Raw genomic sequence first — 22,114 nt, 5'->3', positions numbered from 1 at the left:
AGCGATTGATGCCAGCAATCGCTAACACGGGTCTGCTGCACGATCATGTGACAGTTTCGGTCGCGCGTCCTGACTGGCGGGTGTGGTTACGGTGGCTTCGATTTCGACCGGCTCGTCTGCCCGAGGACGGCCTGGTGGCAGCGCCTATATGGCGGTGTAGCGCCACTGCGACATATGGCGATCAAACGTCACGCGCAGCACGGTTTCGGTGGGGTAGCGCTCGGCGACGACTCTCATGTCTTCGATGAGGTCGGCGGCCATCGTCGCCAATTCACTCGGGTGCTCGACGACGGCCGCCCACTGGGTGAAACCGAGGTGTGATCGGCAGGCCACAATCAGATCCTCCGGCGAGGCGGCAACGTCACGTACCTCGGCCTCGGTTGAGTACCCATGCGAGACGATGCCCTGGTGTACGTGATCGCAATCGCAGCCGTTGTCATGGCACACAAATGGGGCGACGACGATCTCGCCGTGCATTGCTGACCAGACATCGCTCTCCCCGCGCGGCGGTGAAGGCCGCCTGGCAACAAGAACATTCACCCGACGCCACCTTTCCCCGCGCTGGCAGGTCCGCCCACATCGAGCATCTCGGGCGAACATCGTTGTAGACGTTGCACAGCCCGATCTGTCCGCCGGCGCGCCGCGTTGGAGATCATTCGACGAGGTCGTCGGCTGGAGGTCGTAAGCCGCCGTTGGTGAAAGCAGGAAGCACGTCGGCGAAGAGGGGCATTAAGTTCGTCGGATCGCCGCCCCACGGGAGTGCCAGCAGTTGCCGGACGCTGCGTCGACCACCGAACGAACGCAAAGCCTCAAAATCCGAGATGCCGAGTGCGACGTTACCGCGGGCAGTGTGTGGGTCACCGAGTTGTACGGAGCCGATGGTGGGAGTGCGCAACCACAGCGCGGGCAGTTGCGCTTGCCGGATGAATTGGTCACCCATCGTCGTCACGAACCCCAGGGCCGCCTTGAACGCGAGATCGCCGTCACGAGAACCCGGCTCCCTAAGTGCACCGCGGATGTCGTGCTCATGGGTCAGGGTGTCGAAGACGAGCTGGCATACCCCCGTATTCGATGAAAAGGCCAGGTTCGCCGCCACCTCGTCGAGCGACTGTCGCCACAGGTCGAGTAAGTCATCGACGCTGCGTCCACCCAGGCGCGCGACCTGGGCGTCCACCCACGGGCTGGTGCCCTTCTTCTCCAAATTCAGCGCAACGATGTCCTGGGCAACACCGGCCAAGTGCGCCACCACCTGTTGGATATTCCAACCGGGACACGCCGGTACGGCCAGCTCAGCGATCCCCGCACGCCCGCGAACCAGCGCATCGACACGTTCGAAGACCAAACGATATGCCGCGCCCGCGTCGCCGATCGGCAGGAGCTGAGGCGTTTTGTCACACTGCTTCCTGTCGTCGCCCTCTCCATTGCTTGAGTCCATGACCAGCGACCCTACACAAAATATAAGAGAAATAAGAGATTCTTAAGATTAAAGTAGGGCGCTCTAGACTGCGCGGTCCGTCCTCACGCCACCCGGACACGCGATCTCATTACAAGCGAAACGAGGCTGTTCACATCCTGTCTCCCGGCGGAAATGCGTTTGAAGCCTGCACACTCGTGCTGCCACGATCAGCCCATGCCCGTCAAAGAATCGTTATATGTAAGGCCGGCTGCGGCCGAGGACTCGATGGCCGTTGCGCACGCGCATGTCCGGTCGTGGCAAGTGGGCTACCTCGGCTTGCTTCCGAGCGACTATCTAGATGCCTTACGGCCTGAAGACAGGGCTAGCCGATATGGGTTCGACCAGATGAACCCGGATGGTCCCTTCACCCAGGTCGCCATCGACGGGGTGACGATCTGCGGGCACGTGACGACGGGGCGGTGCCGCGACGCCGACTTGCAGGGCAGTGGGGAAATCTGGGCGCTATATGTCGATCCTGCCAGGTGGGGCTCCGGAATCGGGCGCTGCCTGATCACCGCTGGTTGCACACAGCTGAGCAGTCAGGGTTATGCCATGGCGTCTCTGTGGGTGCTGTCGGGTAACGATCGCGCTCGACACTTCTACGAACGTGCCGGGTGGCACTGCGACGGCACCGAGCGAACTGACTCAATCGGCCACTATGCCGTCCACGAAGTCCGCTATCAGCGGTCACTCCTGACCTCGCAGTCTCATTCTTAAGATTCGAGGGCGATCAGATCCCGTCTCGATTCTTCGCGGCTGCGCTGGGTTGGGCCGCCGGTAGCGTGGTTGGTCGTGTCTGAACTCCAACCGTTTCCGGAACCGCACGTGTATGACCACGGGCTGCTCGACGTGAGTGACGGCAATCTCGTGTACTGGGAGACCAGGGGCAATCCCAATGGCCGGCCAGCGCTCGTCGTGCACGGCGGGCCTGGATCTGGCAGGACACGGGGCGCCCACAAGGGGTTCGACCCCGAAGCTTTTCAGGTCGTGTTGTTCGACCAACGTGGATGCGGTGACAGCAAGCCTCATGCCAGCAACCCGGCAACGGTCATGGCGCACAACACCACCGAACACTTGCTCGCCGACATGGAAGCACTACGCGAGCACTTGGGCATCGACAGTTGGCTGCTCTACGGCGGTTCCTGGGCGTCGACGCTGATCCTGGCTTACGCGCAACGTCACCCCGACCGGGTGATCGGCATCGTCCTGGTCGGAGTGACCATGACCCGCCCCCAAGAGATCGACTGGCTCTACGGCGGGGTGCGTCTGCTCTTCCCGGTCGAATGGGAGCGGTTCCGCGCGGGGGCTTCCCACCGAGGCCGCGGCGGGAACCTCGTCGAGGCCTACCGGCAGCTGATGGAAAACCCCGACATCGCCGTGCGGGAGCAGGCTGCTCGCGACTGGTGCGCATGGGAGGACGCCGTCATCTCCCACGAAACCTTGGGCAGCCCCGGTCAGTACAGTGCAAAACCCGACGCCGCGAGACTGGCATTCGTGCGGATATGTACGCACTACTTCGCCCATCGCGCGTGGCTCGAGGACGGTCAGTTGCTGCGGGACGCGCACCACCTCAAGGGAATCCCCGGAGTCCTGATCCACGGACGTCTCGACCTGTCAGGACCGCTGCTCACCGCTTGGGAACTCGCTCAGGCTTGGCCAGACGCCGACCTAAGAATCATTGAGGACTCCGGTCACACCGGCAGCCCTGCCATGAAGGCCGCAGTCACTGACGCCATCGCTCGGTTTCACCCGTCGCGTTCTCATCACTAGAGAAACGAGAGCGATCAGATCTCGTCTCGGTTGGTAGTCGCCTCGCTGCTGGCTACTCGGCGCGAGGTTTCCAGCTTTCTGACCAATCCCACACAGGTGTCAGGGCCGCACCGAGTGCGTGCCCGGTGAAGGTGAGTTCCCAAGCGCCCGTGTCGGACTTGGCGGTGACATTGGCAGCGGAGAGTTGTTGCAGCCGCTCGGACAGCATGCTCGATGAGCAATTTCCCATCCGTCGGCGCAATTCGAGAAACCCCAGAGGGCCGGGTTCGAGTTCCCACACGATGCGCATCATCCAGCGCTGTCCCAGTAGGTCCATCGCCGCCAGCATGGGGGCGTTAGCGGGATCCTCGGCACGCTGGGCAAACTCAGGACCATTTGCACTTCTCATTTAGAAGCAGCATAGTTGATGCTAAATCAGAAGTGACCGAAGGAGGGGCTGGATGCGGAAAAGCGAACCGGGGCGGCGGATCGCGCTCGTCACTGGCGCCTCGCGCGGCATCGGCGCCGAAGCGGCTGTCCAGCTGGCAGCGCTGGGATTTCACGTCGTCGTCAACTACCGCGAGAAAGCGAAAAGGGCTGACGCAGTCGTGGAGGCGGTACGAGCCGCTGGCGGGTCAGCGTCGAGCGTGCGGGCCGACCTGGTTGATGAGTCGGCGGTAGTCGAGATGTTTGCCGGCATCGAAGCGCAGTTTGGCCGGCTAGATGCTCTCGTGCTCAACGCATCCGGTGGCCTAGAACGGGGCGCAGACCCGGGATATGCCCAGCGGCTCAACTGTGACGCCCAGGTGCGCCTAGCGCATCTAGCGTTGCCATTGATGCCGGTACGCGGTCGTCTGGTCTTCGTCACCAGTCACCAAGCCCACTTCCACGGCGAGAAGCCAGTTCCTCCTGATTACGTCCCCATCGCTGCAAGCAAACGCGCCGGAGAAGACGCCCTGCGGCGCATGCGTCCATTACTCACTGAGCGCGGGATCAAACTCGTAGTCGTCTCTGGGGACATGATCGAGGGAACAATCATTGTCCGCCTACTCGAACGCCGCAATCCCGCAGCGGTCATCTCCCGTCGAGCGGCGGCGGACGGGCTGCCGACAATCAACGAATTCGCATACGCAGTCGCACGAGCGGTCGACGACCCGTCCCCCAGCGAGACCATCTACGTTGGCGGCCACGACTACCTAGCCGACTGCTCAAACCCTCTGATGTCCGGCGGGTAGTTGGCACTTGGTTGATGACATCAACGTGAGACAGCTGGCAAGCGCATGACATCAGCGCTGAAAATATGACACGCGGCGTGAGAACCTACAAAGTGCATGTAGGTTCTCAAGTTTCGCTGCATATGGCCGTGGCTGTGACCTGCGGTTGTCAGATTTGTCTCACGCCGTCTGCACCGAAGTTTGTCTCACGAAACACTGCATTTCCTACGCGCAGGTTTGAGTGAGCTCAGCCTTACCTAGTGGCGATACGCCTCCGAAGATGCGTGGCATCTTGATATTTCGTCACTGTGACGATGAATCGTCTCGGTCAGAGCATTGTCATAGGGTTGCCCATGGCACCGATCGAGGCACCCGATGCCGGTCGCGAGAAGCCGGTCGGCGATGTCCGGTGCCACGGTATTTGAGGTTTGCCAACCGATCTGATGCGACAACGTGATTTTCCCATGTGATTGAGATCGTATTAGAGACCGCCAAGACTCGGGCACAGAGGGGCGAGACACCGCGAGATTAGACGACGGTGTGCACCGCTTCCTTTCAGGCGGCCCGCGGAGGTTGCCAGGACCGTAGGCTCAGGCGATGCGGTCGTATCCCACTCTCTACCGGGGCGTGGAGTATCGTTCCCGGCTCGAAGCTCGTTGGGCAGCGTTCTTCACCGAGATCGGGTGGCGAACCACGCGAATCCACTGCCAAGCCAACTCCGACCCGTCTTCCGCCGCAGATAGTCAGTTCCATCCTCCCGCAGGCGTTCTCGGCGAATTCTGGCACGATTCCGGGACAGGTTGGAATGACGGCGAGAAGTTCGGCGCCAACTCGAGGTGGTCTTGGGACACCGGTCTGTAGTTCGTTTGCGAAGAGTGCAACGGCATCAGCGTCTACCAGCAGATCCACTCGTGGACAGGCCGCCCATGCAGGCACTACGACGGGGACCGGCTTCTCGGCCACATCAGCACCGACGTGCTCGATCAGCACTGGGCGCGTACCTGTAACGAGGTTAAGTGGCACGGCAGACTTATCTAGCTTGCTAGATCCGGCGAAGCCGGATTATTGAGTCAAGTTTTGTGGTGCGTGGGTCAGGTTTAGTCGAATGGTCTTGTGGAGGTTGGTGTTTCGTTTCGTGATTATGGCGCCGTGGTGAGGTTTTCGACTGCGGCGCGGTATGCGGTGGCGGCGGACCTATTTCTGCCTCTTGCCACGCGGTGACGACGAATTGCGCACTGGCGCTTGGCGCACACGCTCCGGAACACCTTGTCAGAGTCGAAACATTTCGCGAGCCATCGCAGCATCGGCGATGAAATCAGGACGCTGCGGACATCCCGGCTGTTCCGGTTGCTTGCGATTGTCACGTTTGGGTGCGTGTTCGATCGTGCGGTGATCTGTTCGGTGGAACATGTCGGCGATTCGTGCCCATATGGAGGTGCGTTGCGTGCACTCCGGGGCGTTCAGGTGGGTGGCGTCTGGACCGAGGGCCGCCTGACTGCGGGACGATGGCGCATGTGGCGGCAGCGCTTCGAGTCGATGTTCCACCGGCCCAGTAATTTTCGCGGTCGGGGTGTTGACCGTGGGGGCAGTCTCACGCGCCGGCGCAGTCACCGTGTCACGCTCGGCGGAGGCCACGGTAGCGGAGGCAATCCGTGCGTTCATAAATCGGACGCTACTACTTCTTATTTTTGAAGTCCATACTCTTTTTGAAGTCGATGATTCAGATGTTATATTCAGATCACCATGGCGAAGAGGTCGTACGACGAGTACTGCGGACTCGCGGTTGCGCTCGACCTGCTGGGCGAGCGCTGGACGATGCTGGTCATCCGCGAGCTGCTGATGGGCCCGAAACGCTTCACCGACCTGCTGGGCGGACTGTCCGGCATCGGCACCGGTTTGCTTACTCAGCGACTGCGGCAGCTCGAAGAAGCACATGTCATCGAGAAAGCCGTCCTCCCGCCGCCGGCCGCCTCGGCGGTCTATCAACTCACCGCCGATGGCGAGATGCTGCGACCAACTCTTCTCGGACTGACCCGATGGGGATTGCGGCGGCTGGGAACGCCGACCGAAAGCCAAACGCCCAACGCTAACCTGCTCGCTTTCGCGATGGCGGCTCGCTTCAACCCTGCCAGCTCACCAGCCGCCGACGGCGAGCACGAATTGCATGTCGAGGGTTCGATGTTCCAGATCATCATCGAGAACGGCGCCATCCAGATTCATCCAGGACCTGCGGAGCGCGCCCAGGCGACCATCACCACCGACATGGCCACGCTGATCGCCATCAACAATGGCTCGTTAACACTGGCTGAGGCGATCAGCGCCCAGACGCTGGTCGTCGACGGCGACGCGGAGGTGATCACGGCACTTGCTGACGCGTTCGAGCTGGACGCACAGGTCGCATAGCAGAGCCGAATCTCACCCGCGTCGAAGCGGCTGGGTGGCCTTACGCCCAGGGCTTAAGTCAACGCGGAAAATTAGCGGTCGGCGTCGGTGTAGCGGATGACGCCGCGGATGTTGCGGCCCTCGAGCATGTCGGCGTAACCGTCGTTGATCTGCTCGAGCTTGTACTGCCGGGTGACCATGTCATCGAGGTTCAACCGGCCGACTTTGTACATGCTCAGCAGCTGCGGGATGTCGTGGTGCGGGTTGCCGCCGCCGAAGATGGTGCCCTGCAGGCGCTTCTGCAGCAGCGTCAGCATCGACAGGTTGAGCTTGACGTCGTTGCTGGCCATGTTGGCGACGGCGGTGGCCACCACGGTGCCGCCCTTGGCGGTGATGTTCATGTAGTGGTCGATGTCCTCGCCCTTGAGCTCGCCGACGGTGACGATCGTCTTGTGCGCCATCCGACCCTGGGTGACCTCGACGACGCCGGCCATCGCGGAGAAGATGTCCGGGTAGGCGTGCGTGGCACCGAATTTCAGCGCGTTGTCGCGCTTGAACTCGACCGGATCCACCGCGAATACGTTCCGTGCGCCTGCGGCCAGCGCGCCCTGCAGCGCACCGGTGCCCAAGCCGCCGACACCGACGATGACGACATCCTCACCGGGGCGCACATCGGCGCTACGCACCGCCGAACCATAACCGCTTGTGACGCCGCAGCCAACGAGGCAGGCCACCTCGAACGGGATGGACGGATCGATCTTCACGACCGAGCTCTTGTGCACCACCATGTACGGGCTGAACGTGCCCAGCAGGGTCATCGGGATGACGGGCTGACCGTTCTTGACCGCATGGATGCGATGGGTGCCGTCAGACACCGACGTTCCGGATAGTAATAGGGCGCCGAGGTCGCACAGGTTGCGCAGACCTTCCTGGCAAGCCGGACACTCACCACACGACGGGATGAACGACAGCACTACGTGATCGCCGGGGGCGAGGTGCTCGACACCGGGGCCGACCTCGGTCACGACGCCGGCGCCTTCGTGGCCACCGAGGACCGGGAAGCCCGCCGCTGGGATGTCGCCGGTCACCAGGTGGTGATCGGAATGGCACATGCCCGAGGCTTCCATCTGAATCTTGACCTCATCCTTGACGGGGTCACCGATCTCGATCTCCTCGATCGACCACGGTTGATTGAACTCCCAGATCAGAGCGCCTTTGGTCTTCATATCTCCCTCTTCCTGGATGTCGTTGGCTGTAGATGGGTCGTTATGCGCCAAATGGATTAGCACGTACCAGCAGCCGCTGATAGCTCGGCCCCATCAACCGAACGAGTGCATCCAACGCGTGTGCCTCCGAGCCGACGAGGACTCGGGTACGGCGCTTGGACACTCCGTTGAGGATTGTTTCGGCTGCATTGTCTGCGGTGTGTCGAGCCAGTTTGGTATCGAATATTTGTGCAATGGCTGCAGAGTCGACGTCGCGGGCGGTAACGGCGTTGCGCGCGACTGCGGTCTTGATCCCACCTGGATGAACGCAAGTGACGCGCACCGGTATTCGCGCAGCGTACATTTCCTGAGCTAGGGCTTCGGTGAAGCCTCGCACTGCGAATTTAGCGGCGTTGTAGGCACTTTGGCCGCTTACAGACAGGAGCCCGAAGAGGCTGGAGATGTTGATGACGTGTCCGTCGCCAGAGGTGATCAGGTGCGGTAAGAATGCTTTCGTACCATGTACCACGCCCCAGTAATTGACGTCCATGACGCGTGCGACGTCGGCGATCTCGCTTTGAAGCACGGTGCCGAAGTAGGCTACGCCTGCATTGTTGTAGATCTGGTTCACGCCGCCGAATTCTTCGGCCACCTCTTCCGCGTGTGCCAACATAGCCGCATAGTCGGTGACGTCGACTTTGTCTTCGCGCACGCCGACGCCGTACGCCAGGCATGTACTCGTCGTCTCAGCAAGGCCCGCTGTGTCGATGTCAGATAGCGCGAGTGAAGCTCCTTGTCGCGCGAGCCCTTCTGCTAGAGCACGGCCCAGGCCCGAGCCTGCACCCGTGACGACGCAGACCTTGCCGTCGAATGTCGATGTTGTCATGTGTGGTCCTTCTTGCTGTCGGAGCGGCGCGTTGCGATGATTCGGCCTCCGCGTGCTGGCACGGTGATGATGTTCTTGGCTTTTCTCGTTTCCGGTGCACGGCGATGGGGCCTGAGATCGTAGGTCTGCAGGACCGTCTTCAAGACGATCGTCATCTCCATCACGGCAAAGAGTGCCCCGATACAACGGCGAGCTCCGCCGCCAAACGGTATCCAGGTGTTGGCTTCGGGTTGTTGGCCCAGGAATCTGGACGGCTCAAACTCGGTGGGTGCGGTGTGTCGTGCCGGATCGGCATGCACCAGAGCAATGGCTGGCAAGACAGTGATCCCTGCGGGCAAGTGGTACTCGCCGATACGGACCGGTTCCGTCAATTGCCTTGCCACATCGTTGATTACTGGCTTGATCCTCAAGGTCTCTTTGGCAACCGCAGCCAGGTAGTCGTCGTCATTATCGAGTGCGGCCTGCTGGGCGGCGGCGAGTTGCTCTGGGTTACGAACCAGTTCGTGTAGAGCCCAGGCCAGTCCGGCTGCGGTGGTGTCATGTCCGGCGAGCAACACCGAGATGATGTTGTCCCGCAATTCGACATCATCGAGGCCGCGGCCACTGTCGCCATCGGAGACCTGCATCAGCCGGGACAGCACGTCGTGGCGAGTGCGGTAGCTGCCGCTGGCGCGGCGCTCCGCGATCTCGGCGTAGGTGATCTCGTCGAACTTTCGCTGATGCCGCAAGTGTGTACGCCAGGGCGGTAGCCGGTGGAGGCGCGGGTAATGCAGTCCCATCAGCGTGACAGGGTCGATGCCGGTGATGTGGTGAATTGCTGGCCTCAGCTGCGTAAGCCGCTCCCTGGACGTCACACCCAGCACGACGGACACGATGACTTCGAGCATCAACTCTTGCATGCGGTCGAGGGCGCTAAGTGGCTGTCCGACAGGCCATCTAGAAACCGCATGGCGGGTCCGCTCGGTGACCATCTCGCGATATCCGTCCAATGCGCGACCAGTGAAGGCCGGGGCGAGTAGACGGCGGGTGCGTTTGTGCTCGTCTTCGTCGGTGAGCAGTACCGAGTGATCGCCCATCGCGGGCCTCATGATCGAGTTTCCCTCACCCGCATGATAAACATCGGGAGCCCCCGCGAAGACCGTCTTGATGTCCTCCGGTCTTCCCAACACCACCATGTGGCGGTACGGCGCAGTCGGTTTCAGCAGGAACGTATCGCCGTACTTGCGCCTCATCGCAGGGTAGAGTCGATGCCGCGCCAGCGTGAACAGCAGCGTCTGCAACCAGGCTGGCAGACGTGGGCCCGGCGGCAGCCTTAACTCTTGCCCCCGGCTTGCGGAGAGGTCGGTGACGGTCATCGGCGGCCTCGCTCGATAGTGCAGCCCAGGCCGGCGGCTTCGTAGATGCGGTTGGCCCGCAGCGTTTCTTCCTCGGACTCCTGCGACTTGCGCATTGCGCGGCGAAGAATGGGTGGCGCCATGATGGAAGTCACCACTGCCATCAGCACCAGGATTGTGTACGCCTCCGGCCCGAGTACACCGAGCTGCAACCCTACTGTTGCGACGATCACTTCGACGACGCCGCGCGCGTTCATGCCCGCGCCCAACGCAAAGGAATCGTGGCGGCTCAGTCCACTGAGTTTGCCTCCGAGGAACGCGCCGAGGAACTTGCCGATGATCGCTGTACCGATAACACCGATCGCGGCGAGCAGCACAGGCCATTTGACCAGTGCCGATAGGTCCATTCGCAGGCCGGCAGTGGCGAAGAACACTGGTGCGAGGACGGATAGGACGACCGTGTTCAGCGGAGCGATCGCCTTGGGTTCGAGCCGAGTACGTCCCAGGACGATGCCGATCACAAAAGCGCCGAGCAGAGCTTCCAGCTTCATCGCCTGGGTCACCGCCGAGCTCGCGATGATCAGGACGACGACAGTGGCTCCGATCGTCCCGGAATCTCCGGAGCGACTTACCCAGTCCACGATGCGCTGCGCAAGGAATCGCCCGATCGTCATCGCGAACAGGACGACCGCGGCCAGCGCGGCCAGAGGTAGCAGGATCGCTGTGGCGTGAAGGACTCCAGCGGTGGCCACGGCGGACACCAGTGCAAGCAGGAACCACGCCAAGAGGTCGTCGATCATCGCTGCGGTCATGATGAGCTGCCCGACGTTGCGGTGAGTCATCTTCAGTTCCATGAGCGTCTTGGCGATTACGGGGATCGCGGTCACGCAGACCGCGACCCCCAGAAACAGGGCAAACACGCTAGGGCTGATGTGCTCGGGACGAATGGGTTCCGGCAGCGCGAACCCGATCGCCAATCCTGCTGCAAACGGGATGACTACCCCGAAGAAACTGACCATGCCTGCGCTGCGCGCCTTGCGACCAAAGCCGCGGGTCTCGAGCTGGATGCCGGCGAGGCCGACCAGCAACAGGACGCCGAGTTGCCCAACGGCGTCAAGCAGGTGCGTTTGTATGCCGTCGGCCCGAAACAGCCAGTTCCACAGCCCCGGGAGGGCGTGGGCCAGAACTGTCGGGCCAACGACTATGCCGGCCAGAAGCTCGCCGGTCAACGCGGGAAATCCCCATCGCAGCGCTAATCCACCCAACAATCGCGCAGCCGTGAGAACCACCGCAAGCTGGATGAGGAAGACAAGCAACGCGTGCGCGGTCAGGGGGGCGATGAGGTTGACCGAGGAAGTCATCTGCGCGCCTACAGGATTCCGCCGACGTGTCGCCAGTCCTTATTGCGGTAGGTCAGCATATCGCGAACAGGTTGGGCGGCCACAGACGCGCCTGCCCGCACTTCGGCCAGGGTCAACCGTGCGGCCTCCTTACTGACATCGGCGAATCCGCCGGTGAAGTAGGTACCCCGAACATGGCTGGGGCTTCCATAGCGCCCCCAAAGCAGAACGCGTGTCATGCTCAGCAGGGTGAACGTGCCTGTGGGAAGCCGACTATCGGGGTCCAGAGCGCGCCACCCTGTCCAGGTCGACGAGGGCACCAGCCCGCTTTCCCGCAATGCTGCGTGGATGCGGTGGACAGCTTCCGGGGAGTCGATCTCCTTGTCTTTGACGGCCTGAACTGCGGCGCACGCTCGGGTGAACAGCGCCTCGAAACGCGGGTTGTCGATCGCCTGCAGGCCACGGTAAGGCGCCTGTTCGAGTCTGTTGAAGACCTGCGTGTCCTTGGACTTCTCGAATTCGATGATTCTCTGCAGTTGCGCATTGGCGCCGTACATGGTGCCCAGGCACCACACCCGAAACCATGCGTTCCACAGGTCGAAGTCCTGGAATGCGGTGTAGGAATTGGCCACCAGGCTGTCGTAGTAGTCGAACGACTTCTTGGTCCAGGTCTGCAGATACTCGAATCGATCGGTGGAGAAGTCATCTTCGCGGACAGCATCAATCAAGCGGTGCCCGAGCGCATTGAGGATCATGACGGTCACCGCGAGCCCGCTGGAGAACAGCGGGTCGATGAAGTCGGAGGCGTGGGGCAGCAAGCACCATCGGTCACCGATGATCTGCTTTGAGGCGAATTGGCTGCGGTTGGACGACATGTAGGCCCGCACCGCTGAGGCTTTGCGCATCTGCTTCTGGAACGTGGGAAATCTGTTGATGTGAGCCCAGAATTCCTGTTCGGCCGACTCACCGTCACGTTGCGGGTACATGTCGATATCGAGGTTGATACCGACGCTGCACAGTTGGCTGGTGGTTCCGACATGGTTGTCGAAAGGAATCACCCAGGCCCAGCCGCCCTCGAACAGATGGTGCAGTGTTCCCTGGGAGAAGGGGCTGGGCATGCGATGCTCGCGCCGCGGGGCGATCACCCGGTCGAAAGGTTCGACCCCGACGAAATGGTTGAAAATGGTGCGAGAGCGGGTTTGGTAGGGCGCCGGGTCGATCCGAAGACCGAGTTGCTCACCGAGCAGGCTGCGCATGCCGCCAGCATCGACGACATAGAGTGCGCGGTATTCCCCTGCGGTGGCTGTACGAATGGTGGCGCCGTCATCGTCGAAGTCGACGGCGACCACTGGGGTGTGGGTCAATCCGGTGGCGCCGTAGGACAATGCGACTTGATAGAGGTACGCATCAACGTCCTGGCGGAAGAAATGTGAGTCGGGCCCGATCGGCGGAGCCCAGGTGGGGTGCTGATTGCATTCCTCGGGCCGGAACGGCTCCCCTTCACGATGGTAAGCAAATCCGAAGTTGCGTTTGACACCTGAACTAGCACTCACCTTGCGTCGCAGGGTGTGATGACCGGCGAGAAATCCGAGCTCCGGCACGTCGTATCGGCGAGCTAGGACGCGCAGCCCCACGATCGTCTCGGGTACCGTCGATTCCCCGATCGCAAATCGCGGATGCCCCCCGGCCTCGATGATGGCCACCCGCACACCGTGGCGAGCCAGAATGGTCGCCAAAGTGCTGCCCCCGATGCCACCGCCGACGATGACGACGTCGAACTCCCGGCTGCCCTCTACGTCGAGCCTCGATGCCTTAAGCATGGGTGTTCACCTCTTCTTTCAAAAATTGTGTGATGAGCTCGGCGAGCTCGAACGGCTTGTCCTCAGGCAGCAGTGAGCACGAGTTCGGTATCCAGCGAAGTTGAGAGTTCGGAAAGTCTGCCGCCAGCCGCTCGGCATGGGCTGCGGGAAACGTCCGGTCCTGAGGTGACCAGACCACCAGAACCTGTCCGTGAAATTCCTTGAAACGCGTTGCTGCGGAAAGAACGTCCTGACTGTCGAGGCTTCGCAGCATACGTTGAAGGTCGGTAAAGATCTCACCGTCGACGATGGCGGGTAAGGCCCATGAGTCCGAGGTCGCCGGTTCAATCGGGCGCCGGGTCAGCCATCCATAGGAGAACGGCAGCGCGCGCAACGCCCGGATGCGCAACGGCCCCAACATCAACAGTTGCGCGCCGGGAGAATGCGCGATGACCTTCAGTACGGGGCGGTAGCGCTTAGGTGGGGCGTTGTCGTAAGCCCCGCCGGACGCCAGCACCAGTCGTGCCACCAAGTCGGGGCGGGTGACGGCCAGAAGCTGAGCTACCGGCGTGCCCCCGTCGTTTCCGATGACGGTGGCGGCACTTATCCCCAGAGCTTCCAACGTCTCCGCCACCAGGCCGGCCAGCCCAGGGAAGGACAGATCCGCCTCCGGCATGGGCGTCTGATGAGCCCCATACGGTAGGTCGATGCAGATGCAGCGATACCGCCCGGCTAGCGTGGCGACGACCTTGCGCCAGACGTTGCTGTTCATCAGCGGGCCGTGCAGGAAAATCAGCGGCTCACCAGCTCCTACGTCGAAGTAGGCGATCTCACCAGAGGACAACGTCAGGCGGTGTCGTTCTCCGAGGCTGCGGTGGCGCCACCACGGGCGGGCATCTTCATCAATCACGAGGTGACCTCCAGGGCGTTCGATTCAATGAAATGTGTGACGAGTTCGGCGATTTTGGCTGGCTGGTCTTCTGGAGCGAACGTGTAGGCATCCGAGATCCACTCGAGGTTCGCGTTGGGGAAGTCCCTCTTCAGCCTGTGGGCGTTGGCTATCGGACAGAATCGGTCCTCGCTCGACCACGCGATCAGAACCGGGCGGGTGAACCGTCCGAAATGACGGGCAGCGGCCTCGGTGTAGCGCGACTGCAACCCGTCCAAGACCCGGCGTAGGTCGTTGCGGACAGCCTTATCCAGCACAGCCGGCAATACGTAGGTGTCGGCCGCACGATGGTCGATAGGCCGGCGGGTTAGCAAGCCATGCGCCACGGGCAGCCGCCGAAGAGCACGGAGGCGCAGCGGTGTCAGCAAGGCCAGGAGTCCGCCTGGGACGCGGGCGATCCACTTCATGGGAATGTATTCGCGTGGCGGGCAATCGGTGTAGGCATCACTCGATGTCAACACCAGGCGGCCTATGAGCTCAGGACGTTGGGCCACAACCAATTGCGCCACTGCGCCCCCGGTATCGTTGGCGACGATCGTCGTGCCGATCAACCCAAGCTCATCAATGGCATCAGCGACGAGGCTCGCCAGCCCGGGCAGCGACACATCGGCTGCGGGCAGGCCGTGGTCATGAGAGCCGAACGGTAAGTCGAAGGTGATGCACCGGTATTTCTTGGCGAGGAGGGGCACGACTTTTCGCCAGAGGTTCGCATTGACCAGCGCACCGTGTACGAACACCACGGGTTCGCCCTGCCCGGATTCGAAGAAACGGACCGCCCCCTTCGCAAGTCGCCTCGATCCTTCGGCGCCTAGAGCACTGTCGCGCCACCAGGTGCGTTGCCATCCTTTGGGTGTCATCGTGGTCACCTCGCCTGCTTTCGGCCGAACTGGCGGTACATCGAAGCTTGCGCGTCTGCCAAGACCGTTGAGAAGGAGTTGCCTGGGCGACAGACTGCGCGGGCAAAGGAGACAGCTGCCGGAAGCCCCATCAGGCGCCGTGGGTTGTACTCGTGCCGAAGCATCAAGGTGAGATTCCGGCGGCGCCGTTCAGACCGGCTGATATAGCGGAAGAGTTCGACGTCGATCGAATTTGTCGGCAGCCCCAAACCGATGGAACGGGAGAAGAAGTACATCGGTCGTGCGTCCGCGTCGCGGTGTCCCCACCACCGGGCGGTAGCCGCATCGATAGTGCGTGGGCTTCCGTAAGCCGGTGTCAGATGCGCCGACAGCGACCGCACCTGACGTAACGCGTCGGAGATCCCCTGTCCGGTGATGACGTCCTTGAAGTGCCCGGAGTCGCCGACGAGTACCCAGCCCTCGCCGGCGGCCTCGCGGAAGAAGCCGTCCATCCTGCGCACCGCGCAGACTTCGCCCACCTGTTGCGCGCGGTCAAACAGCCCTTGCAGCGTTGGGATGATGCGCTGGGCGTTCTCTTCGAACACCTTTTTGTCCCGGTAGTCGCGCGGATCATCACGGGGAGGTTGCGCCACGACGAGGGTCATGCCGCTATCGCAGGGCACCATGAAGTAGATCTGGCGGCCGTCACGGACGAGCTGAAACTCATGCGGGACAGGCAAGTTGGCGTAGTACCGCCAGATCGCATCACGGTCGTTGGTCGTCACTGCGTACTTGGCGGCACCGACCAGCCGGGCAATTGTGGAGTTTCGACCGTCGGCGCCGACCACCAGGGGCGCACTTATGTGATGCTGGTTGCCGTCAGGATCCACGGCGACCACGCCGCGCACTCTGCCGTTGTTCTCGGTGAGCAGCCGGGTGACCGACATGCCTGTGCGCACGTTGACCTGCGCGCGTTCCACGCGCTTGCGCAGCATCTCATCGAGCAGAATCCGTCGGACGCACATGCGAGGCCACTGCGGATGGCGGACGGACATGTCCACGCCGTCCATGACGGTTCGGGTGGCGTGCAGCGGCGGCGCTCCGAGAGCGTGAAGCTCGTTAAGGATGTCGAGCTCGTCCCACAGCCGTAGATCTTGCAGGTAATGGGTTGACAGCACATCGGTTTCGCGTTCGCCGCGGTCTAAGAGAATCACCGATTTACCGGCGTCAGCCATGCGGATGGCCAGTGCGCAGCCGGCGATGCGGGCTCCGACGATGATGATGTCTGCGCGCTCGTGTGTGACAGCAGCCGTGGCGCTGCTCGATGTCACAGGCGCCGGTGTCTTTTTGGGTGGCGATTCCGCGCGGTCCTTGCTCGCGTCGACGTCGGGTTCGCGGCTGATCGCTTGTTCGGTCATGACAGGGCGACCTTTCTCGTCGCGGCGGGTTTGTTCGGCGATGGTTGCGGTACGGCGACGGCGATGTCTCGGCCCTCACGTCGATCGGCGAAATCGAGCAGCTTCAGATACGCCTTGGTTCCGAAATACAATGCTGGACGCGGCATCGACAGCGCGCGCCGCCGCGACCATGGCAGCGTCTCAGCAGGGTGCCCGCCGAGCTGTCGGGCGAACCTCCACGCCGCGTCGACAGCGAGGGCAAGCCCATGTCCGCACCACGCACCCGCGTGGTAGACGCCGGTGTATCCGGGAACGGTACTAACCATCGGTAAGCGGTCTTGGGTGCTGGCGCCCAATGCCGACCATCGGGCACTGACCCTGACACCCGCGAGGGCTGGGAATCGCTCTGTCAGCTCGCGATAAAGCCGTTGCTGGACCGCGTCGGCACTTCGTGAATCCGGTACTGGATCCCCGGTGGGCACGATCACCGGACCACCGCCGAATACCAGGCGGCCGTCAGCCGACATCCGGTAGTAATTGAAGAAGTTGCGCTGGTCGATCACTCCGCCCCGGCCGTTCCATTGCAGTTGTTCTTGCTGATCGGCGGTCAAAGGCTCGGTGGCAAGAACGTGCGCGCGGATGGGCACCACGCTGTGTGGGAACGGGTTGAGATCGTGGGCATAGCCGTCCATGGCGAGCAGCACTTTGTCCGCGACGACCGAGCCTGTCGCCGTGCTGACGCGCGTACCGCGTCCGGTGGCCAGTGGCTCCATCGTTAAGGCGCGGCTTTGTTCGAACACGGTGACGCCAAGAGTGATGACGGTGTCGGTCAAGCCCACTAGCAATTGGTAGGGATCGACCAACATCGTGTTGTCGTAGGACAATCCAGCCAAAAATCCTGGCCCGGCCCGTTCAGTGAGTTCGGTGTCGCTGAGGCAGTCGACGCCGCGGTCCAGCTCAGCCAGTGCTTTCAAATGTGTTTGCATGCGGTGTTTTTGGCCGACGGTCGTCGCGGCGAGTGTGTGCGGTTCATCGCGTTGGTCACAGTCGATGTGTTCTGCGTTGACGATCTGACGGAGCAGGTCGACCCCGTGCTGGGATGCGTCAAATGCCGCGCGCGCCCCTTCGTCTCCGTACTTGCGCCGTAACTGGGGCAACGCCATCTTCAAGCCGGGGCTGACGATGCCGGTGCATCCGCCGGTCGCCCCCGCGCCTATCCGCCCAGCTTCCAAGACTGTGATCGACAGTCCTGGTGCATATTTGGACACGTAATACGCTGTCGCCAGTCCTGCCAGGCCGGCGCCGATGATGGCCAGGTCGGTCTCAACAGTGCCGTTGAGCTGCGGCTTGGGGGTGACGAACTCTGATATCTGGAACCAGATCGGTGCGGTGTCGAGGCACCTCGTCGCGTCTACCATTGTGTCCTGTCCTCAGAGTGAATTGGTTGCTCGTGCCAGCCACCACATGTCCCGCAGGCGTATTCGGCCCGGGAAGGCGATGTATTCGGGTTCGATCTGGTGGGGACGCCATTTCAGCTTGAAGGCCAGCTGGCTTTGTGCTGGGTAGAGGAAGGCGCCGCGCTCACGTATCAGCGAGATTGCCTTGCTCAGAATCGGGCTGGAGGCGCCTGGCAGTTCGTGTTCGGGGTCGATTCCCACGAATGGCGTGAGGCCGAGATGGATCCATTCGGCCCCGCCAGCACGAAGCACGTCGGCTGCTTCGACGAAGATGTGCTCGATGACACCCGGCGGAGCATCGGGCAAGCGGCGAGTGAGGTCGTAGAGCCAGCCTGGCTGCGGGCCATAGGCGGGCGAGAACGAGATGTAGGCGACGACGTGGGTGCCGAGCATCGCGACGAAGAGCCGACGATGATCCTGTACGGCGTCGTTGCGTTCGCCAACCATCAGACGTAGTTCCTTGACATGGCGGCCTTTATTGCGTAGCCATTGCTGGTCGATGCGGTCGAGTTGTTCGGCGAATCGCAGGTCTTGCTGCATGTCCGCGGTCGCCTCGACGACATGCACGCCCTCCCGGCGCGAACGCGCCACCATGTTGCGGGTCTTGACGAACTTCTGACCGCGCAGGCTGAACTGGGATAGGTCGATGCTGTAGGTGCACCCGAACTGGTTGACGACCCAACCGTCGTTGGCGGCGCGTTCGGCGTCGTGTCGGGACAGTTGCACGGCGATGATGCGCTTGCGTTGTGACGCAGCCGACTGTGCGAACGCCTCTGTCAGAACGGCGCGGTCAGCGTCGGTCGCTGCACAAGGTCCGGTGAACTGGATCCAGCACTGCCGCCCGACTGGACGGTAGGTGATCATGCCTGCCGCCTCATCGACGGTGAAGTACTTGTTCCCCGCGTTGAGCGACAGGAACGCCGATGCGCTTTGTCCTTGGTTTTCCAGGATGGCCAGTGCGTCGTGCGTCGTCTGAGTCATGCTGCGATGGTCGGGTCGACTTGACGGACCGCGCCGAATAGTCCGCCCAGGATCAGCTCGATGTTCTCGGCCAGCGCGGCAGCGGCGATGGGATCGAGTAGCTCTGCAAGAGAAGGCATTCCGAGGTCGAACTCGGCGGTGAAATACACGATCGTGGCGCCCTGTTCTTCTTCGCGGACCCGCCACGAGCCCTGAAAAGTTTTGAAGTCGCCGCTGACTTGGCAGAAGTCGATCGTGGCAACGTCGCGGCGGATGTCGTCGCGTTCGGTCCACCGGAGCAGGCCCTTGCGGAACCGCACCGTCCATACGGAGATCACCGCGTGCGGGTCATTGTCTTCGATGTCCACCGATACGACCGCTTCGGTGTATCGGGGATAGCTTTCGAAGTCTTGGATCCGGTCGAAGGCGGCGGCCGGGGTGATCGCCTCGCAGTGGAATGCTAGTTCGATGGTGGGCATGAATTGTTCTCCTTCACAGAGTCGTTCACAGAACGTCAGTGATCGTGTGTTCGAACGCGGACATGAAGTGGTCGAGGTCAGTGTCGGAGGCGATGGCCGGTGGTGTCAGACGCAGGACGGTTGAGGAGTTGAGCGAGTGGTTGACCAAAACACCGCGCTCGACGAGCCCCAGATAGAGCTCACCGACGACCATGGGGTCGTTGAACTCCATGCCGATCAGCAGCCCGCGCCCGCGCAGGTGTACCCGGCCATCGAGGCCGTGGTTGCGCAGCAGGTCCCCGAGATCGTGCATGAGTCTGGTTCCCAGGGTGGCTGCCTGCTCAACGAGACCGTCCTCGCGCAGCACCTGCACCGTTGCTGCGGCGGCAGCGCATGCCACCGGTGAGGCGGCGAAGGTAGAAGAGTGCAGGTAGGGATCCTCACCAAAAGGTTCATAGACTCGTGCGGTGGCGACCATGGCGGCTACCGGAACCACGCCGCCGGACAACACTTTTCCGACTAACAGGATGTCGGGGATGACGGCTTCAGGGTCCGCCCCCCACCAAGTACCCAGACGCCCGAGGCCTGTTTGGATTTCGTCGAGGATCAGCAGCGCCTGGTGGCGTGCACAGAGTTCGGCGGCGGCCTGCAGGTAGCCACGGGGAGGAATGTTGACCCCGCCCTCGCCCTGGACCGGTTCGACGATGAAGCATCCGCGCCCCCGTGTTTGTGCCAGCGCGGCGTCCAGGCTCTCGATGTCGCCGAACGGGACGCTACGTACGCCCGGCAGCAGAGGTTCGAAGGGTAGCTGGTACTTAGGGTTCGCGGTGACGCTCAGCGCACCCAGCGTCTTGCCGTGGAAGCCCCGGTCGGTGGTGACCAATGCGGTCTTTCCGTGTGCGCGCGCCAGCTTGATCGCCGCTTCGGCTGCCTCAGCACCTGAGTTGACGAAGTGCACGAGGTCAAGCCCGTGGGGCGTGACCGATGACAACGCCGCAGCGGCGCCGATGGCTACCGGATCGAAGAACACACGGGTGGCCATGGGGTGATTGTCGAGCTGGTGTTTCACTGCGGCAACAACTTTGGGATGTCGGTGGCCGAGCAGGTAGACGCCGTGGCCGCCGAAGTTCAGGTAGCGGCCACCGTTGGACATCGTCAACCAGGCACCCTCGGAGGCCACCTCTTGCATGCCGCCGAGCAGGCGTCCCAACGTGGCCTTCCCCGAACCTTGATGCGCGCGGCACAGATCCTCGGTGTGGGTGGTGACGATGGTTGTGGCGGTCATGCGACCTGCTCGTCGCGCCCACCAGCGATGAGGCCTTTTGCAGCTGCCCAGTACATCATCGATTTCGTCAACGAGCGCCGCAGGGCGCTGCCGGTGATGCGCTCCTGTAACCCCAGTGCTGCGTGCGAGTTGGGAAGCGGCTCGCTGGTCTGAAACAGCCAGGCGAATTCGAGTAGGTCGCGGAACTTGCTTTGCAGCGACGGCGGCAGCGAGTCCTCGAGCAGCGGTAGAATCAGTCTGTCCACGGCTTCCCCCGGGATGAATCGCGGTGTGGGCGGGGAGAGTCCGATGTCGGAGGCGATCCCCATGCACATCTCCCGGATCTCGAGAGCATGTAACGCATGGTGGCCGGCAGTCAGCCAGTATTCGCCTTGATCGGTTCCCTCTCGCAGCATCTGGCCCAGGGCTCCAGCCAGCAGATCTTGTGGCACGAAGTCGATCAGCGCATCTTCGGGCATCGGCAGCATGGGTGCGCTGCCCCGCACGATGGCGCCCAGCACAGCATGAAGCCCCTGAAATCCGGCCATTCGGCCGCTCTGCGAGTCCCCGGATACGATGGACGGTCGCACAATCACGGTGCGGGCAGGGTGCTCCCGAACGAGCTGCTCGGCATCGATTTTCGACCGTACGTAGGCCGCCGCGCCCGGTGAATGTCCATTGGGTGCCGGCGGGTTGGCCACGAACGCGGTGCTCAAGAAGTACAGCGGAGCATCGGCTACCGTGGCCAACTGAAGCAATGCACGCGGCCCGCCGAGGTTCACTTCGCGGATCCGCGCCGGGTCTTCCTTCCAACTGGTCGCGGCTGCTACGTGGACAATGGCGTCGGCACGCCTGGCCAGTAATGCATAGTCGCTTGAGGACATGCCCAGCATGGGCTGTTCGAAGGACCCTACGAATTCGCTGACCCGCACGTCGGCGACCGGTGTCCGGTTGCGCATGCAGACGATGTCGAAATCGCCTGCCAGCTCGTCGATCAAAGCTCTTCCCACCACGCCGGAGGCGCCGGTGACCAGGATCGTCTTTTTCCGCCAAGTCATTCGTGAACTCCTTAACTGATCTGAAGGGGGGCCCCGGCGAAGTACCGGGCTAGCGGACCGGTCATACGCGCTCGTGACGGCGGATGGAATCCCAGGCCGTTGACCGCTGCTGCGAGGTACCCGATGTCGTCCGAACCCATGAATTTCAGACCGCCCAGCAGTTCAGTGGCATAGGGCACCACCGCCGCGATAACGTCTTGAACGGCGTACCTCGCTAGCAATGTGGCGACGAGAAGTTCCTGTGTGCGTGCGGATTCGGGCACCTGCCGGGCAATGTTCTCGATGGCAGCCATCGCGGTCGTCGAAGGGGCGATGACCTGCCCGACTGCATCTGATACAGACCAGCTGGCGTTAACGTCGCGGGTCGAGA

General features: G+C 62.4%; 20 protein-coding genes and 1 pseudogene. 4 read left to right on the top strand and 17 right to left on the bottom strand.

Annotated features, from left to right (window positions below; translation table 11 throughout):
* Positions 1-144: 144 nt before the first annotated feature.
* Together A5699_RS18375 and A5699_RS18370 are read right to left on the bottom strand one after the other, a co-directional pair.
* Positions 145-540 (bottom strand): hypothetical protein, encoded by a 396-nt coding sequence (locus tag A5699_RS18375; protein WP_157561326.1) that lies wholly within the window; start codon positions 538-540, stop codon positions 145-147.
* A gap of 112 nt (positions 541-652) precedes the next feature.
* A complete protein-coding gene (locus A5699_RS18370; RefSeq protein WP_067771840.1) occupies positions 653-1,435 on the bottom strand; it encodes a maleylpyruvate isomerase family mycothiol-dependent enzyme in 783 nt (260 codons plus the stop codon).
* A gap of 195 nt (positions 1,436-1,630) precedes the next feature.
* Between A5699_RS18370 and A5699_RS18365 the strand changes: the two genes are divergently transcribed.
* Positions 1,631-2,173 (top strand): GNAT family N-acetyltransferase, encoded by a 543-nt coding sequence (locus A5699_RS18365; RefSeq protein ID WP_067771837.1) that lies wholly within the window; start codon positions 1,631-1,633, stop codon positions 2,171-2,173.
* Positions 2,174-2,248: 75 nt separating this feature from the next.
* On the top strand, positions 2,249-3,226 hold the full coding sequence (gene pip / locus A5699_RS18360; protein ID WP_067771834.1) for a prolyl aminopeptidase: 978 nt from the start codon (positions 2,249-2,251) through the stop codon (positions 3,224-3,226).
* A 52-nt stretch (positions 3,227-3,278) separates the two neighbouring features.
* On the opposite strand, the gene A5699_RS18355 is transcribed toward pip, so the two are convergent.
* Positions 3,279-3,614 carry a helix-turn-helix domain-containing protein gene (locus A5699_RS18355; protein WP_082957775.1) on the bottom strand — a complete coding sequence of 112 codons (336 nt, stop codon included), beginning with the start codon at positions 3,612-3,614 and terminating at the stop codon, positions 3,279-3,281.
* Positions 3,615-3,666: 52 nt separating this feature from the next.
* Between A5699_RS18355 and A5699_RS18350 the strand changes: the two genes are divergently transcribed.
* A complete protein-coding gene (locus A5699_RS18350) occupies positions 3,667-4,440 on the top strand; it encodes an SDR family oxidoreductase (protein WP_067771828.1) in 774 nt (257 codons plus the stop codon).
* A gap of 1,722 nt (positions 4,441-6,162) precedes the next feature.
* Positions 6,163-6,822, top strand: coding sequence for a helix-turn-helix domain-containing protein (locus tag A5699_RS18340; protein ID WP_067771823.1), 660 nt, complete (start codon positions 6,163-6,165; stop codon positions 6,820-6,822).
* A 71-nt stretch (positions 6,823-6,893) separates the two neighbouring features.
* On the opposite strand, the gene A5699_RS18335 is transcribed toward A5699_RS18340, so the two are convergent.
* From A5699_RS18335 to A5699_RS18270, 14 genes and pseudogenes are all read right to left on the bottom strand, one after another.
* Complete coding sequence (locus tag A5699_RS18335) at positions 6,894-8,027, bottom strand: NDMA-dependent alcohol dehydrogenase (protein ID WP_067771820.1); 1,134 nt, start codon at positions 8,025-8,027, stop codon at positions 6,894-6,896.
* A 40-nt stretch (positions 8,028-8,067) separates the two neighbouring features.
* Positions 8,068-8,892: an SDR family oxidoreductase gene (locus A5699_RS18330; RefSeq protein WP_067771817.1), complete on the bottom strand. Its 825-nt coding sequence runs from the start codon at positions 8,890-8,892 to the stop codon at positions 8,068-8,070.
* Complete coding sequence (locus tag A5699_RS18325) at positions 8,889-10,247, bottom strand: cytochrome P450 (protein WP_067771814.1); 1,359 nt, start codon at positions 10,245-10,247, stop codon at positions 8,889-8,891. Before A5699_RS18325 ends, A5699_RS18330 begins: the two co-directional genes overlap by 4 nt.
* Positions 10,244-11,587, bottom strand: a complete 1,344-nt coding sequence (locus tag A5699_RS18320) for a cation:proton antiporter (RefSeq protein ID WP_067771810.1) — start codon at positions 11,585-11,587, stop codon at positions 10,244-10,246. Before A5699_RS18320 ends, A5699_RS18325 begins: the two co-directional genes overlap by 4 nt.
* 8 nt (positions 11,588-11,595) lie before the next feature.
* Entirely contained in the window at positions 11,596-13,386 is a 1,791-nt protein-coding gene (locus A5699_RS18315; protein ID WP_067771807.1) for an NAD(P)/FAD-dependent oxidoreductase, read from the bottom strand.
* Positions 13,379-14,275, bottom strand: coding sequence for an alpha/beta fold hydrolase (locus A5699_RS18310; RefSeq protein ID WP_231965756.1), 897 nt, complete (start codon positions 14,273-14,275; stop codon positions 13,379-13,381). Before A5699_RS18310 ends, A5699_RS18315 begins: the two co-directional genes overlap by 8 nt.
* Entirely contained in the window at positions 14,272-15,171 is a 900-nt protein-coding gene (locus tag A5699_RS18305; RefSeq protein ID WP_067771974.1) for an alpha/beta fold hydrolase, read from the bottom strand. The genes A5699_RS18310 and A5699_RS18305 overlap by 4 nt, the downstream gene beginning before the upstream one ends.
* A 5-nt stretch (positions 15,172-15,176) precedes the next feature.
* Entirely contained in the window at positions 15,177-16,568 is a 1,392-nt protein-coding gene (locus A5699_RS18300) for an NAD(P)/FAD-dependent oxidoreductase (protein WP_082957774.1), read from the bottom strand.
* Positions 16,565-17,965, bottom strand: a complete 1,401-nt coding sequence (locus A5699_RS18295) for an FAD-binding oxidoreductase (protein WP_082957773.1) — start codon at positions 17,963-17,965, stop codon at positions 16,565-16,567. The genes A5699_RS18300 and A5699_RS18295 overlap by 4 nt, the downstream gene beginning before the upstream one ends.
* Before the next feature lie 12 nt (positions 17,966-17,977).
* On the bottom strand, positions 17,978-18,985 hold the full coding sequence (locus tag A5699_RS18290) for a DUF2156 domain-containing protein (RefSeq protein ID WP_067771805.1): 1,008 nt from the start codon (positions 18,983-18,985) through the stop codon (positions 17,978-17,980).
* Positions 18,982-19,443 (bottom strand): type II toxin-antitoxin system RatA family toxin, encoded by a 462-nt coding sequence (locus A5699_RS18285; protein ID WP_067771802.1) that lies wholly within the window; start codon positions 19,441-19,443, stop codon positions 18,982-18,984. Before A5699_RS18285 ends, A5699_RS18290 begins: the two co-directional genes overlap by 4 nt.
* 25 nt (positions 19,444-19,468) lie before the next feature.
* Positions 19,469-20,707, bottom strand: a complete 1,239-nt coding sequence (locus A5699_RS18280) for an aspartate aminotransferase family protein (protein ID WP_067771799.1) — start codon at positions 20,705-20,707, stop codon at positions 19,469-19,471.
* Positions 20,704-21,744, bottom strand: coding sequence for an SDR family oxidoreductase (locus A5699_RS18275; RefSeq protein WP_067771796.1), 1,041 nt, complete (start codon positions 21,742-21,744; stop codon positions 20,704-20,706). Before A5699_RS18275 ends, A5699_RS18280 begins: the two co-directional genes overlap by 4 nt.
* A gap of 11 nt (positions 21,745-21,755) precedes the next feature.
* A pseudogene (locus A5699_RS18270) lies at positions 21,756-22,114 on the bottom strand (hypothetical protein); the annotation flags it as partial.

Origin of the sequence: Mycobacterium sp. E802 (genome assembly GCF_001666875.1) — a bacterium.
Lineage (GTDB): Bacteria > Actinomycetota > Actinomycetes > Mycobacteriales > Mycobacteriaceae > Mycobacterium.
The sequence above is the reverse complement of the archived record's forward strand: the minus strand, read 5'-3'. Positions and strand labels throughout refer to the sequence as shown.

Bases quoted from the DNA above. Each gene is read 5' to 3' on its own strand.
- A5699_RS18370 (WP_067771840.1), bottom strand. From the start codon at position 1,435: ATGGACTCAAGCAATGGAGAGGGCGACGACAGGAAGCAGTGTGACAAA.
- A5699_RS18365 (WP_067771837.1), top strand. From the start codon at position 1,631: ATGCCCGTCAAAGAATCGTTATATGTAAGGCCGGCTGCGGCCGAGGAC.
- A5699_RS18355 (WP_082957775.1), bottom strand. From the start codon at position 3,614: ATGAGAAGTGCAAATGGTCCTGAGTTTGCCCAGCGTGCCGAGGATCCC.
- A5699_RS18350 (WP_067771828.1), top strand. From the start codon at position 3,667: ATGCGGAAAAGCGAACCGGGGCGGCGGATCGCGCTCGTCACTGGCGCC.
- A5699_RS18340 (WP_067771823.1), top strand. From the start codon at position 6,163: ATGGCGAAGAGGTCGTACGACGAGTACTGCGGACTCGCGGTTGCGCTC.
- A5699_RS18335 (WP_067771820.1), bottom strand. From the start codon at position 8,027: ATGAAGACCAAAGGCGCTCTGATCTGGGAGTTCAATCAACCGTGGTCG.
- A5699_RS18330 (WP_067771817.1), bottom strand. From the start codon at position 8,892: ATGACAACATCGACATTCGACGGCAAGGTCTGCGTCGTCACGGGTGCA.
- A5699_RS18325 (WP_067771814.1), bottom strand. From the start codon at position 10,247: ATGACCGTCACCGACCTCTCCGCAAGCCGGGGGCAAGAGTTAAGGCTG.
- A5699_RS18320 (WP_067771810.1), bottom strand. From the start codon at position 11,587: ATGACTTCCTCGGTCAACCTCATCGCCCCCCTGACCGCGCACGCGTTG.
- A5699_RS18315 (WP_067771807.1), bottom strand. From the start codon at position 13,386: ATGCTTAAGGCATCGAGGCTCGACGTAGAGGGCAGCCGGGAGTTCGAC.
- A5699_RS18305 (WP_067771974.1), bottom strand. From the start codon at position 15,171: ATGACACCCAAAGGATGGCAACGCACCTGGTGGCGCGACAGTGCTCTA.
- A5699_RS18300 (WP_082957774.1), bottom strand. From the start codon at position 16,568: ATGACCGAACAAGCGATCAGCCGCGAACCCGACGTCGACGCGAGCAAG.
- A5699_RS18295 (WP_082957773.1), bottom strand. From the start codon at position 17,965: ATGGTAGACGCGACGAGGTGCCTCGACACCGCACCGATCTGGTTCCAG.
- A5699_RS18290 (WP_067771805.1), bottom strand. From the start codon at position 18,985: ATGACTCAGACGACGCACGACGCACTGGCCATCCTGGAAAACCAAGGA.
- A5699_RS18285 (WP_067771802.1), bottom strand. From the start codon at position 19,443: ATGCCCACCATCGAACTAGCATTCCACTGCGAGGCGATCACCCCGGCC.
- A5699_RS18280 (WP_067771799.1), bottom strand. From the start codon at position 20,707: ATGACCGCCACAACCATCGTCACCACCCACACCGAGGATCTGTGCCGC.
- A5699_RS18275 (WP_067771796.1), bottom strand. From the start codon at position 21,744: ATGACTTGGCGGAAAAAGACGATCCTGGTCACCGGCGCCTCCGGCGTG.